This is a genomic window from Pseudomonas sp. B414, assembly GCF_055408445.1.
In genome coordinates this window covers 15,953-27,981 of sequence record NZ_JBUZTQ010000051.1, presented here as the reverse complement: position 1 = coordinate 27,981, position 12,029 = coordinate 15,953, and the positions used below count along the sequence as shown (strand labels likewise).

13 protein-coding genes are annotated in these 12,029 nt (G+C 57.9%); 8 read left to right on the top strand and 5 right to left on the bottom strand.

The genetic code is table 11. From position 1 onward, the window contains the following. Positions 1–220 precede the first annotated feature (220 nt). Together ACZRMH_RS24575 and aptA are read right to left on the bottom strand one after the other, a co-directional pair. Positions 221–1,714: a CoA-acylating methylmalonate-semialdehyde dehydrogenase gene (locus ACZRMH_RS24575; RefSeq protein WP_464015657.1), complete on the bottom strand. Its 1,494-nt coding sequence runs from the start codon at positions 1,712–1,714 to the stop codon at positions 221–223. Between the two features lie 83 nt (positions 1,715–1,797). Next, a complete protein-coding gene (aptA, locus tag ACZRMH_RS24570) occupies positions 1,798–3,147 on the bottom strand; it encodes an omega-aminotransferase AptA (RefSeq protein ID WP_464015656.1) in 1,350 nt (449 codons plus the stop codon). Positions 3,148–3,271: 124 nt separating this feature from the next. Between aptA and ACZRMH_RS24565 the strand changes: the two genes are divergently transcribed. The 5 genes from ACZRMH_RS24565 to ACZRMH_RS24545 all read left to right on the top strand — a co-directional run bounded on the left by ACZRMH_RS24565 (position 3,272) and on the right by ACZRMH_RS24545 (position 7,397). Continuing rightward, the gene (locus ACZRMH_RS24565) at positions 3,272–4,192 is read left to right on the top strand and encodes a LysR family transcriptional regulator (RefSeq protein WP_464015655.1); all 921 of its coding nucleotides are present in this window, start codon (positions 3,272–3,274) and stop codon (positions 4,190–4,192) included. 42 nt (positions 4,193–4,234) lie between these two features. Continuing rightward, positions 4,235–4,885, top strand: a complete 651-nt coding sequence (locus ACZRMH_RS24560; RefSeq protein WP_464015654.1) for a TetR/AcrR family transcriptional regulator — start codon at positions 4,235–4,237, stop codon at positions 4,883–4,885. Between the two features lie 13 nt (positions 4,886–4,898). Then, a complete protein-coding gene (locus tag ACZRMH_RS24555; protein ID WP_464015653.1) occupies positions 4,899–5,501 on the top strand; it encodes an IMPACT family protein in 603 nt (200 codons plus the stop codon). A 157-nt stretch (positions 5,502–5,658) separates the two neighbouring features. Then, positions 5,659–6,345: an SDR family oxidoreductase gene (locus ACZRMH_RS24550; RefSeq protein ID WP_464015652.1), complete on the top strand. Its 687-nt coding sequence runs from the start codon at positions 5,659–5,661 to the stop codon at positions 6,343–6,345. Positions 6,346–6,443: 98 nt separating this feature from the next. Next, on the top strand, positions 6,444–7,397 hold the full coding sequence (locus tag ACZRMH_RS24545; protein ID WP_464015651.1) for an adenosine deaminase: 954 nt from the start codon (positions 6,444–6,446) through the stop codon (positions 7,395–7,397). 126 nt (positions 7,398–7,523) lie between these two features. Here ACZRMH_RS24545 and ACZRMH_RS24540 read toward each other — a convergent pair whose 3' ends face one another. Further along, entirely contained in the window at positions 7,524–8,438 is a 915-nt protein-coding gene (locus ACZRMH_RS24540) for a LysR family transcriptional regulator (protein WP_464015650.1), read from the bottom strand. A gap of 124 nt (positions 8,439–8,562) precedes the next feature. Here ACZRMH_RS24540 and ACZRMH_RS24535 point away from each other — a divergent pair, with 124 nt between their 5' ends. Both ACZRMH_RS24535 and ACZRMH_RS24530 read left to right on the top strand, forming a co-directional pair. Further along, complete coding sequence (locus ACZRMH_RS24535) at positions 8,563–9,576, top strand: zinc-binding alcohol dehydrogenase family protein (protein ID WP_464015649.1); 1,014 nt, start codon at positions 8,563–8,565, stop codon at positions 9,574–9,576. 124 nt (positions 9,577–9,700) lie between these two features. Then, on the top strand, positions 9,701–9,871 hold the full coding sequence (locus ACZRMH_RS24530) for a hypothetical protein (RefSeq protein WP_464015648.1): 171 nt from the start codon (positions 9,701–9,703) through the stop codon (positions 9,869–9,871). Between the two features lies 1 nt (position 9,872). On the opposite strand, the gene ACZRMH_RS24525 is transcribed toward ACZRMH_RS24530, so the two are convergent. Then, complete coding sequence (locus ACZRMH_RS24525) at positions 9,873–11,069, bottom strand: multidrug effflux MFS transporter (RefSeq protein WP_464015647.1); 1,197 nt, start codon at positions 11,067–11,069, stop codon at positions 9,873–9,875. A 197-nt stretch (positions 11,070–11,266) separates the two neighbouring features. After that, positions 11,267–11,467: a heavy-metal-associated domain-containing protein gene (locus ACZRMH_RS24520; protein WP_464015646.1), complete on the bottom strand. Its 201-nt coding sequence runs from the start codon at positions 11,465–11,467 to the stop codon at positions 11,267–11,269. Positions 11,468–11,613: 146 nt separating this feature from the next. On the opposite strand from ACZRMH_RS24520, the gene ACZRMH_RS24515 reads away from it, so the two are divergent. Continuing rightward, entirely contained in the window at positions 11,614–11,994 is a 381-nt protein-coding gene (locus ACZRMH_RS24515) for a hypothetical protein (RefSeq protein WP_464015645.1), read from the top strand. Positions 11,995–12,029 lie beyond the last annotated feature (35 nt).

Here is a 12,029-nt window from a genome sequence, read left to right as displayed (position 1 = left end):
CGATGACTTGAAGCTGACACTGCCGAAAACCAATCCAACTCATTGAAACTCAAGGAGTTTTCCGTTTCGACTGCGCCGGAAGTGGGCGAATTATAGGCCGTTGGAATTCTGGGTCAAGCACTAGTTTCACATTTCTGTCACAAAGCCTTAAAAGCACCGCAAAAGCAGAGGCCAGCCTGGCGGCTGGCCTCTCTTCTTCTATATAGAGCTATCGCGCTCCTTACAGGCTCGGGAAAGCAAACTGCGACGCCTCATGGCTGGCACGTTGCGGCCAGCGTTGAGTGATTGCCTTGCGACGCGTGTAAAAGCGCACGCCGTCCGGGCCATAGGCATGCAGGTCACCAAACAGCGAACGCTTCCAGCCGCCGAAGCTGTGGTAGGCAACAGGTACTGGCAACGGAACGTTAACCCCCACCATGCCCACTTCGATTTCGTCACAGAACAAACGGGCCGCTTCACCATCACGGGTAAAAATGCAGGTACCGTTACCGTATTCGTGATCATTGATCAGTTGCATTGCTTCTTCCAGGCTCTTGACCCGCACGATGCACAACACTGGCCCAAAGATCTCTTCTTTATAGATGCGCATTTCAGGCGTTACGCGATCGAACAGGCAGCCACCCAGGAAGAAGCCTTCTTCATGCCCCTTGATGCTCAACCCACGACCATCAACCACCAACTCGGCGCCGGCTGCGACGCCATCGTCGACATAACCGCTGACCTTGTCTCGCGCCTGACCGGTCACCAGAGGACCCATGTCCAGACCGCACGAAGTACCCGCACCGATTTTCAGTGCCTTGATTTGCGGAACCAGCTTGGCCACCAGGGCGTCGGCTACCTGATCGCCCACGCACACGGCGACCGAAATAGCCATGCAACGCTCGCCGCACGAACCATACGCAGCGCCCATCAGTGCGCTGACTGCGTTATCCAGATCGGCATCCGGCATCAGCACCGCATGGTTCTTCGCCCCGCCCAGCGCCTGTACGCGCTTGCCGCGCTTGGTGCCTTCGGCGTAGATGTACTCGGCAATCGGGGTTGAGCCCACAAAGCTCAATGCTTTGACTTCCGGCGCTTCAATCAGTGCATCCACCGCCGACTTGTCGCCGTGCACCACGTTCATCACGCCTTTAGGCAAACCTGCCTCCAGCAAAAGCTGAGCGATCAACAGCGTCGAGCTTGGATCACGCTCCGACGGTTTAAGAATGAAACAGTTACCGCACACGATCGCCAGTGGGTACATCCACAGCGGAACCATAGCCGGGAAGTTGAAAGGCGTAATCCCTGCAACCACGCCCAGTGGCTGGAAGTCCGACCAGGCATCAATGTTCGGCCCTACATTACGGCTGTATTCGCCCTTGAGGATTTCAGGAGCCGAACATGCGTACTCGACGTTCTCAATCCCACGCTTCAGTTCACCTGCGGCATCTTCGAGGGTCTTGCCGTGCTCTTCGCTGATCAACTGCGAGATGCGTGCTTCGTTCTGCTCCAGCAACTGCTTGAAACGGAACATTACCTGGGCACGCTTGGCAGGCGGAGTATTACGCCATGCCGGGAAGGCTGCCTTGGCCGCATCGATCGCCTGCTGGATGGTTTCACGGCTGGCCAAGGGAACCTGGTGGATCACTTTACCGGTGGACGGGTTATATACATCAGCGGTGCGGCCGGAATCGTTCAGCAACTCGCCATTGATCAGGTGTTGAATGGTGCTCATGGGTGCTCCAGAAAGTTGTCCACAGGCGCGAACGCTGCGCGCCTGGGTGAGTGCAATAAGTGTCGCTTCTATATATAGAAGGATCAGTCGATCTGATTCAGCGCTTCGCCGACCGCATCGAACAGACGATCAAGGTCTTGCGGCTTGCTGTTGAAGGTTGGCCCGAATTGCAGGGTGTCACCGCCATAGCGCACGTAGAAGCCAGCTTTCCACAGCTTCATCGCAGCATCGAACGGACGCACAATCGCATCGCCATCACGTGGCGCAATCTGGATCGCACCCGCCAGGCCATAGTTACGAATATCGATGACGTTCTTTACACCCTTCAAGCCGTGCAATGCATTCTCAAAATGCGGTGCGACTTCAGCCACGCTTTGTACCAGGTTCTCTTTTTGGAGCAGGTCCAGCGCCGCAAGACCCGCAGCACAGGCTACCGGGTGAGCCGAGTAGGTATAGCCGTGCGGGAATTCAACCGCGTACTCAGGCGTCGGCTGATTCATGAACGTGTGATAAATCTCGCTGGTCGCAATCACGGCACCCATCGGAATCGCACCGTTGGTGACTTGCTTGGCGATACACATCAAGTCAGGTGTCACACCGAAGCTGTCGGCACCGAACATCGAACCGGTACGACCAAACCCGGTGATCACTTCATCGAATACCAACAGGATGTTGTGCTGATCGCAGATTTCACGCAGACGTTTCAGATAACCCTGAGGCGGTACCAGTACACCGGCAGAACCGGCCATCGGCTCTACGAAGACTGCGGCAATATTCGATGCATCATGCAGTTCGATCAGCTTGAGCAGCTCATCCGCCAGGGCAATCCCGCCCAGCTCCGGCATACCGCGAGAAAATGCGTTGCTTGCCAGCAGTGTGTGCGGCAAGTGATCAACATCCATCATCGCCTGGCCAAACAGTTTACGGTTGCCGTTCACCCCACCCAGGCTGGTGCCCGCAATGTTCACCCCATGATAGCCACGCGCACGGCCAATCATCTTGGTTTTGCTCGACTGCCCTTTCAGGCGCCAGTAAGCACGCACCATCTTTACTGCCGTATCCGCGCACTCCGAACCCGAGTCTGTAAAGAACACGTGGTTGAGGTTGCCCGGGGTCAGCTCGGTAATTTTCTCTGCCAGCTTGAAGGACAGCGGGTGGCCGTACTGAAACGCCGGCGAGTAATCGAGGGTGCCCAATTGCTTGGCCACGGCTTCCTGGATTTCTGTACGGGTATGCCCTGCGCCGCAAGTCCAAAGACCTGACAACGAATCGTAGATTTGCCGACCCTTATCGTCCGTCAGGTAACTGCCTTTGGCGGCCACGATAAAACGCGGATCGCGGTGGAAGTTACGGTTGGCGGTGTAAGGCATCCAGTGAGCATCCAGCTTGAGCTGGCTGGTCAGGTTCAATTCGGCATTCTCGGGCATGTTCATCAGCAAAACCTCGCAAGGCAAAAGCGGCGTGGGATGTTGAAAGCGTTGTTGCACCTAAGTTGCCACGCCTATAAAGTCGATGAAATCCAACTCTTCTAACCTTTAGTTAGGCGTTCACTAAACTATGAGCAGCCGTCGTCCCGATGCACTGGCCCAGGTCAGCGACTTTGATATTCGGTTGCTGCGCATTTTTCGCAGCGTAGTGGAGTGCGGTGGCTTTTCGGCCGCAGAGACGGTGCTGGGCATCGGCCGCTCGGCCATCAGCCAGCAAATGAGTGATCTTGAACAGCGCCTGGGTTTGCGCCTGTGCCAACGTGGGCGGGCGGGCTTTTCGCTGACAGAAGAAGGGCGTGAGGTCTATCAGTCCGCGCTGCAATTACTCGGTGCACTTGAGAGTTTTCGTACCGAGGTCAACGGCCTGCACCAGCACTTGCGCGGTGAACTGACCATTGGCCTGACCGACAACCTGGTCACCCTGCCCCATATGCGTATCACCCATGCTCTGGCCCAACTCAAGGAGCGCGGGCCTGATGTGCAGATTCATATCAGGATGATCTCGCCCCATGAAGTTGAGCAGGGTGTACTCGACGGCCGCCTGCATGTGGGCGTGGTGCCCCAGGCCAGCACCTTGTCCGGGCTGGAATACCAGCCGCTCTACAGCGAGCGCTCGCTGCTGTACTGCGCAGTGGGCCATCCGTTGTTTTATGTCGACGATCGGCAACTGGAGGATGAGCGACTGAACGCTCAGGATGCCATCGCCCCGACCTTTCGCCTGCCCTCGGATATTCAGGCCCACTACCAGGCGCTTAACTGTACCGCCAGCGCATCGGACCGCGAAGGCATGGCCTTTCTGATTTTGACCGGGCGCTATATCGGTTACCTGCCCGACCATTACGCCAGCCTGTGGGTTCAGCAGGGCCGCTTGCGCGCGCTGAAGGCCAAGACGCGTTTCTACGATTTGAGCCTGGCCTCAGTGACACGCAAAGGTCGGCGCCCGCATCTGGTCCTGGAAAGTTTCCTTGAGAGCCTGGAAGCGACGCGTTAACGTGAAAAAATCCGCTATATACACAGATTGCCCGGAGCGCCCATGACCCTTGAAGTCCCTGCCCATGACGGCAAGCCTCCCAGCCGTATCCGGCAGAAAAACGAAGAGGCCATTCTCAAGGCCGCGGAGGATGAATTTGCCCGCCATGGCTTCAGGGGCACCAGCATGAACGCCATCGCCCTGAGTGCCGGGCTGCCAAAAGCCAATCTGCATTATTACTTCACCAACAAGCTAAGCCTCTATATCGCCGTGCTCAGCAATATCATCGAGCTATGGGACCGCACCTTCAACGCATTGAGCGCTGAAGACGACCCGGCTCAAGCCCTGACTCAGTACATCCGCGCCAAAATGGAATTTTCTCGCAGGCAACCCCAGGCATCGCGAGTATTTGCGATGGAAATCATCAGCGGTGGCGCCTGCCTGACCGAGTATTTCACTCAAGACTACAGGGCCTGGTTTCAAGGTCGCGCTGGCGTTTTTAAGGCCTGGATAGAGGCAGGCAAGATGGACCCGGTCGACCCGGTAAACCTGATTTTCCTGCTGTGGGGCAGCACCCAGCATTATGCTGACTTTTCGACGCAAATTTGCCGCGTTACGGGGCGCAAGCACCTGAGCAAACAGGATATGCAAGCGGCCTGCGACAACCTGATCCGTATCATTCTCAAAGGCTGCGGCCTGACGCCCACAGTCTAAGCCTGGAACCGACATGCCTTCGACACTCACGGGGCTTTGCGAGTACCGCGAAGAAATCCGTAAAAGCCGCTTTATCACCTTTGCCGCGCCCATCACCAGCGCCCAGCAGGCCCTCGAATTTATCGTGCAATACAGTGATCTGAATGCCTCGCACAATTGCTGGGCATGGAAACTCGGGGATCAGTACCGCAGCAGTGATGACGGCGAACCCGGCGGCACTGCGGGGCGCCCGATACTCTCGGCGATCGAGGCCCAGGACTGCGATCAGGTCGCGGTATTGGTTATCCGCTGGTATGGCGGTATCCAGCTGGGCACTGGCGGGCTGGCTCGGGCCTATGGTGGTGGCGCCAACAAATGCCTGCAAAATGCCGAAAAACTGCCTTTGATCAGCCGCGTCGCCCTCACCTGCTCCTGCAGCTTCAGCGAACTGGCGCTGGTCAAACTGCGTCTGGGCGAACTGAACGGTCTGATTATCGACGAAGCATTCACCGCCAATGGCGTTGACCTGCAACTGGCGTTAGGTGAAGAACAGATTGCACCTGCGCAACAGCAATTGGCGGACCTCAGTCGCGGCAGAATTCTGCTGCAGCGCCGCGCTGTCGAGGCGAGCCAATAAAAATGCTACTTTCCGGCATCCATAGTTGCCCACAGTCACTGTGCACCCACCTGTGGATAACCTGAGCACACCCCGCCACAGCCCATGTGTGCTGTGGCCTTGAGGCACTTGTACGCTTTTTAACCAACTCATATCACCTTTCTATAGGACGCTACTCATGACAGCAAAAAACGCACTGATCATCGGAGCTTCACGTGGCCTGGGTCTGGGTCTGGTCAAGGAGTTGCTTGCCGATGGCTGGACCGTTACCGCAACGGTGCGCAATCCACTAAAAGCCGATGCCCTGAAGGCTCTTGGGCCGGTACGCATCGAACAACTGGACATGGATAATCGCCAGGCCATCAAGGCCTTGAGCGCTACATTGCACAATCAAGTCTTCGACTTGTTGTTTATCAATGCCGGGGTCAAAGGCCCGGAAGACCAGTTGTCCGGTAACGCAACACTGGCCGAGGTGGGGCAGCTGTTTTTCACCAACAGCGTAGCGCCGATCAATCTGGCCCGGGAATTTGTCAGCAAAATCCGTAAAGACAGTGGCGTATTGGCATTTATGAGTTCAGTACTTGGCAGTGTCACCCAACCTGACGCCCCCGAAATGGCCCTCTACAAGGCCAGCAAAGCGGCACTCAACTCGATGACCAATACCTTTGTGCTGTATGAACTGGGTGACAACAACCCGACCGTGCTCTCCATGCACCCAGGCTGGGTAAAAACCGATATGGGCGGCGAAGGTGCCGACATTGATGTCCAAACCAGTACTCGCGGCCTGGTGGAACAGGTCAAGGCGTTTGCCGGTAAAGGCGGCCATCACTTTATCGACTACAAGGGGCAGACCATTCCCTGGTAAGCGGCCTGCGACAAATGGCGGAGGGGATTTTACAAAATGTGACCCCTCCCACCTGTAGAATGTCGCCATCTGCACCCGATTTGATGAGAAAACCTTATATGTACGACTGGCTGAACGCCCTGCCAAAAGCTGAACTGCACATGCACCTCGAGGGTTCCCTGGAACCCGAGTTGCTGTTCTCGCTGGCCGAGCGCAACAAGATCGCCCTGCCCTGGAACGACGTTGAAACCCTGCGCAAGGCCTATGCCTTCAACAACCTGCAAGAGTTCCTCGACCTCTACTACAAGGGCGCCGACGTACTGCGCACCTCTCAGGACTTCTATGACCTGACCTGGGCCTACCTGTTGCGTTGCAAGGCCCAGAACGTCATTCACACCGAACCCTTCTTCGACCCGCAAACCCACACCGACCGTGGTGTTCCGTTCGAAGTCGTGCTCAACGGCATTGCCAGCGCACTTAAGGATGGCGAGCAGCAGCTGGGTATCACCAGCGGCCTGATCCTGAGCTTCCTGCGCCACTTGAGCGAAGAAGAAGCGGAAAAAACCCTCGATATGGCCCTGCCATTTCGCGATGCGTTTGTCGCTGTTGGCCTCGACAGTTCAGAAATGGGCCACCCGCCGAGCAAGTTCGTGCGCGTATTCGACCGTGCCCGTGACGAAGGCTTCCTGACCGTTGCCCACGCTGGTGAAGAAGGACCGCCGGAGTACATCTGGCAAGCTCTGGACCTGCTCAAGATCCAGCGTATCGACCATGGCGTGCGTGCCATTGAAGACGAACGGCTGATGCAGCGCATCATCGACGAGCAAATCCCGTTGACTGTATGCCCGCTGTCCAACACCAAGCTGTGCGTGTTTGATCATATGTCGCAGCACAACATCCTCGAGATGCTTGAGCGCGGCGTAAAAGTCACGGTCAACTCCGATGATCCGGCCTACTTTGGCGGCTATATGACCGAGAACTTCCACGCGCTGCACACCGATCTGGGCATGACCCAGGACCAGGCCACGCGCCTGGCGCAAAATGGTCTGGATGCGCGGTTGGTCAAGCCGTAAGACCTGCACTCCTGCCTGTGGGAACAGGCTTTTGTGGGGGCCGGGCTTGCCCGCGATGGCAGCACTGCGGTCAAGCAGATTCACCGCGCCGCCTGCCTCGCGAGCAAGCCCGCTCCCACAGCAAGCCTATGGTGTCGTACGGGTACGGGACAACACCCCGCATCGCTCACTGAGCATGTCGCGCAACAGCTTCACCGGTTTGCTCAACTGCGCACGGTGCCCGCACAGCAAGTTCAGAGGCGCCCGCTCACACACCAGTTCCGGCAATAACACCTTGAGCCGCCCGGCCTGTACATCCCCCGCCACATCCAGCCACGACTTGTAGGCAATACCCTCGCCGGCCACCGCCCACAGGCGCACCACATCAGCATCATCACTAAAGCGATTGCCACTTACCGTCAGCCCCAGCTCGCGCTTGCCATCATTGAATTGCCAATGGTCGTGAACCCGTGTGCCGAGCATGTACAGCAGACAATTGTGTTGCAGCAGTTGTTCGAGCTGACGCGGCTCACCGTGGCGTGCCAGGTAGGCGGGGGACGCGCACAGCACCCGACGATTGTCCGGGGCCACCGGCAACGCCACCAGGCTGGAGTCTTCCGGTTCGCCGTAACGCAGGGCGATATCCACAGGCTGGCGAAACAAATCGGCAATGCGATCACCCAACAACAGCCGCACGGTCAATTGCGGATGCTCACGCTGAAACTCATCCAGCCAGGGCAGCAGCAAATTGCGCCCGAAGTCAGAAGGTGCCGACAGCTGTAACACCCCGCTGACCTCATCCTGCCCGCGAGCCAGCAAGCGCCGCCCCTCATCAAGACTGGCCAGAGCCGTACGCGCATATTCGAGAAAGCCTTCGCCCTCAGCTGTCAGGCGCAAGCTGCGGGTTGACCGTGCCAGCAGCCGCGCGCCCAACTGCGCTTCTATCCGTTTAAGCGCCGCACTGGCCACTGCGGGCGAAAGGTCCATCACCCGCGCAGCCGCCGACAGACTGCCCAAATCGGCGGCGCGAACAAACAATTGCAGGTCATCGAAACGCAGCATTCAGAGTTCACTCGGCAATTATCAAAATAATATTGAAAGAGACTGCTGTTTTAGCCGGTTTTACCGTTCTATGAAATAGCGAATCATCAGCACCAGATTCTTACCCTTTTTCAGGACGTGCCCCATGAAAGCTATCGCCTACTACCATTCGCTGCCGATCCAGGACCCGTTGGCCCTGCAAGATATCGAATTGCCTGAGCCGGTTGCCGGCCCACGGGATTTGCTGGTCGAGGTGAAAGCCATCTCCGTCAACCCGGTGGACACCAAAGTGCGCCAGAACGTCCAGCCCGAGGCCGATGCAGCCAAAGTGCTGGGCTGGGATGTTGCCGGCGTGGTCAAGGCTGTGGGCAGCGACGTCAGCCTGTTCAAAGTCGGCGACAAGGTGTTTTACGCAGGCTCCATCGCCCGCGCCGGGGGCAATAGCGAGCGCCATGTGGTTGATGAGCGGATCGTCGGGCATATGCCAAAAAGCCTCGACTTCGCCCAGGCTGCGGCTTTGCCATTGACTGCCATCACGGCCTGGGAGCTGTTGTTTGAGCGTCTTGGTGTGAGCGAAGGCAAAACCGACGAACAACAAAGCCTGCTGATCGTCGGCGCAGCCGGTGGCGTTGGCTCGATCCTGACGCAACTGGCCAGCCAACTGACGGCACTCAAGGTGATTGGCAGTGCATCTCGCCCTGAGACCCAAAGCTGGGTGCGTGAACTAGGCGCCGATATCGTGGTTGACCATAGCCAGCCGCTGAGCGAAGAGCTCAAGCATCACGGGGTCAATGCCGTGACCCATGTGGCCAGCCTGACGCAAACCGATCAACACTTGGATCAACTGGTCGAAGCCCTGGCACCACAGGGCAAACTGGCGCTGATCGACGACCCCAAGGCGCTGGATATCACCAAGCTCAAGCGCAAGAGCCTGTCACTGCACTGGGAGTTTATGTACACCCGCTCGCTGTTCGAAACCCCGGACATGATCGAGCAGCATCACTTGCTCAATCGCGTCGCCGAGCTGATCGATGCGGGCACCTTGCGCACCACCGTCGGCGAGCACTTTGGCAGCATCAACGCGGCCAACCTGCGCCGCGCCCACGCGCTGCTGGAAAGCGGAAAGTCCAAGGGCAAGATCGTGCTCGAAGGGTTCTGAAAAATCACGTTACGGGACTGATGCGGCCAATTTTTGACCGTCAGTCAGAGACTTGATCCGCGACATATTTACCAAAGTTTTCCGGCATACACTGACCTCCTTTGCGAACCGAAGGAGGCCAGTAATGAAAATCCTGATAAGAGCGTTAGCAAGATCCCGCAACTGCCAATGGCAGGTTCAAATCGACCAGCAGGCGGTCAATTTTCGCAGTGAGTCCGAGGCTCGCGCCTTTGTGGACACGTTGAATGCTCGCCTGCAAGCCCCGCACCGACTGCCCGAACGCCTGGCAGGGTGAATCAGATCGACTGCTGAGCGGCGATCCGGGCGGTATAAACACGTCGGGTCGCCACAGCGATAGCCACCGCCAAAACCCCGCACAAGGTGATGACCAGTGCCATCGGCATTGCGCTGCCATCGTGCAGCACCCCCACCAATGAAGCCGCCGCCGCTGCCACGCTGAACTGCAAGCAGCCGAGCATCGCCGATGCACTGCCGGCGCGTGCGCCCTGCCCGCTCATGGCACAGGCCGAAGCGTTGGGGATAATGCAACCCAGGCTGGCAATACAGATAAACAACGGGATCAGCAGCGGCCACAGTTGCTCGGTGTGCAGCGCACTGACACCCAACAAGACCAGACCCGCCGCCAGATAGACCCACACCGTACGCGCCAGCAAAAAGGCCGGACCACGCTTGGCCAACAACCGGGCGTTAACCTGGGCCACCAGAATAAAGCCCGCCGCGTTGCTGCCAAACAGCCAGCCGTAATGCTCGGCAGGTACGCCATAGAGTTTGATAAATACGAAAGGTGAGCCCGCGATGTAGGCAAACATCCCGGCCATTGCAATCCCCCCGGTGAGGGCATGCCCCAGGAACTCGCCGTCCTTGAGCAAGCGGCCATATTGGCGCAGTGCCCCCGACAAAGGCTGACGCGGTACATTGGCCGGCAGGCTTTCGGGCAAACCAAGGGCCACGGCCAGGGCGGCCAAAGCGCTGAACCCGGTCAGCACGATAAAGATCGACTGCCAGCCATGCAGGTTGACCAGCAAACCACCGAGCATCGGTGCCAGGATCGGGGCCAGCCCCATCACCAGCATCAATTGCGAAAAGACCTTCGCCGAACCCACGGCATCACACTTGTCGCTGACAATCGCCCGCGACAGCACCATGCCCGCACAACCGCCCAGCGCCTGAACGAAACGGGCGCCGATCAGCCATTCCAGGGTCGGGGCAAAGGCACAGGCCAGGGACGCAACCGTAAACAGGCCAACCCCCACCAGCAACGGCATGCGTCGACCAAAGCGGTCAGCAATCGGGCCATAGGCCAGCTGGCCAATGGACAGCCCCAGGAAGTAGACCGCCAGGGTGAGCTGAATATGCTGCTCGTCTGTGGCGAAGGCTTGCGCCATCGCCGGGAAGCCCGGCAGATAAAAATCGATCGCCAGAGGACCGAAAGCGCTCAGGGCGCCAAGAATCAAAATTGTTCGAAAGTTCATCAGGTATCCAGATCGTACTGCGAATGGCGCAGCCCGACAGTCTAGCTGTGGTTACAGAACTTGAACATAAAGATAGCTAGCTAATAAATTCTGGGTGGGAGCGGGCTTGCCCGCGATTCAGGCACCGCGGTCTGGCAGGTAAACCGCAGCGATACCATCGCAGGCAAGCCAGCTCCCACAAATACCCCCACAATGACTCAGTGCGCGGTACGCGCCTCAAAACCGGCATTGGTGATCACATCAATAATCTGCAAAGGCGGCACCTTGCTGTCCACCTTGACGGTTTTGCTCGCCAGGTCCACTTCGACTTTCGCGTCTTTATCCACAGCCTGCACCGCACGGGTCACCGCGCCAACACAGCCGCCACAGGTCATACCATCTACTTTGAATGTTTGCATGATCACGCCTCCTATCTGAGAGATGACTACAGCTTCGACCTTGCCATCATGACAAGGTCAAGCCCGTTGTTTCACTCGCTGACTGGCAATCCATCCCCTGCTCGGCCAAGCTGCAAGCCTTGCGATTTAAAACAGGATACCTAGCCATGCGCCGGACCGCTTTGAGCCTAGTCAGCCTTTTGGCTCTTGCCAGTTTGCCGCTGTGGGCAAATGCCGATCAGGACTACGGAGTGCTGATCATTTCCCGCGAGCGCCTGGAAGTGCCGACCAACTGTGAAGTCGGCGTGTATATCGACGATCAACTGGCCGGGCGCTTGTTTCAGGAACAGGCGCTGGCCTTTAACTTGCCACCCGCCAGCGTCGATATCCGCCTCAAGCTGCTGCCCGGGCAAGCCCCCGGCTGCCTGCCCGGCATGCTGGTCCCGGCCGCACAGCAATTCACCCTCAAGGCCGGGGAAGTACGTAAATACCGCATTGCCCTCGGAAAACAGGGCATGTACCTCAAGCCCGCCAAGCTCGAATATTGAGCGGCACATAACGAACAGCAAGAAGCCTTGACCTT

Excerpts from the sequence above, each read along its gene's own strand:
- ACZRMH_RS24535 (WP_464015649.1), top strand. The coding sequence starts at position 8,563 with ATGAAAGCTATCGCCTACTACCATTCGCTGCCGATCCAGGACCCGTTG.
- ACZRMH_RS24520 (WP_464015646.1), bottom strand. The coding sequence starts at position 11,467 with ATGCAAACATTCAAAGTAGATGGTATGACCTGTGGCGGCTGTGTTGGC.
- ACZRMH_RS24545 (WP_464015651.1), top strand. The coding sequence starts at position 6,444 with ATGTACGACTGGCTGAACGCCCTGCCAAAAGCTGAACTGCACATGCAC.
- ACZRMH_RS24540 (WP_464015650.1), bottom strand. The coding sequence starts at position 8,438 with ATGCTGCGTTTCGATGACCTGCAATTGTTTGTTCGCGCCGCCGATTTG.
- ACZRMH_RS24515 (WP_464015645.1), top strand. The coding sequence starts at position 11,614 with ATGCGCCGGACCGCTTTGAGCCTAGTCAGCCTTTTGGCTCTTGCCAGT.
- ACZRMH_RS24530 (WP_464015648.1), top strand. The coding sequence starts at position 9,701 with ATGAAAATCCTGATAAGAGCGTTAGCAAGATCCCGCAACTGCCAATGG.
- ACZRMH_RS24575 (WP_464015657.1), bottom strand. The coding sequence starts at position 1,714 with ATGAGCACCATTCAACACCTGATCAATGGCGAGTTGCTGAACGATTCC.
- ACZRMH_RS24525 (WP_464015647.1), bottom strand. The coding sequence starts at position 11,069 with ATGAACTTTCGAACAATTTTGATTCTTGGCGCCCTGAGCGCTTTCGGT.
- ACZRMH_RS24565 (WP_464015655.1), top strand. The coding sequence starts at position 3,272 with ATGAGCAGCCGTCGTCCCGATGCACTGGCCCAGGTCAGCGACTTTGAT.
- ACZRMH_RS24550 (WP_464015652.1), top strand. The coding sequence starts at position 5,659 with ATGACAGCAAAAAACGCACTGATCATCGGAGCTTCACGTGGCCTGGGT.
- ACZRMH_RS24555 (WP_464015653.1), top strand. The coding sequence starts at position 4,899 with ATGCCTTCGACACTCACGGGGCTTTGCGAGTACCGCGAAGAAATCCGT.
- ACZRMH_RS24560 (WP_464015654.1), top strand. The coding sequence starts at position 4,235 with ATGACCCTTGAAGTCCCTGCCCATGACGGCAAGCCTCCCAGCCGTATC.
- aptA (WP_464015656.1), bottom strand. The coding sequence starts at position 3,147 with ATGAACATGCCCGAGAATGCCGAATTGAACCTGACCAGCCAGCTCAAG.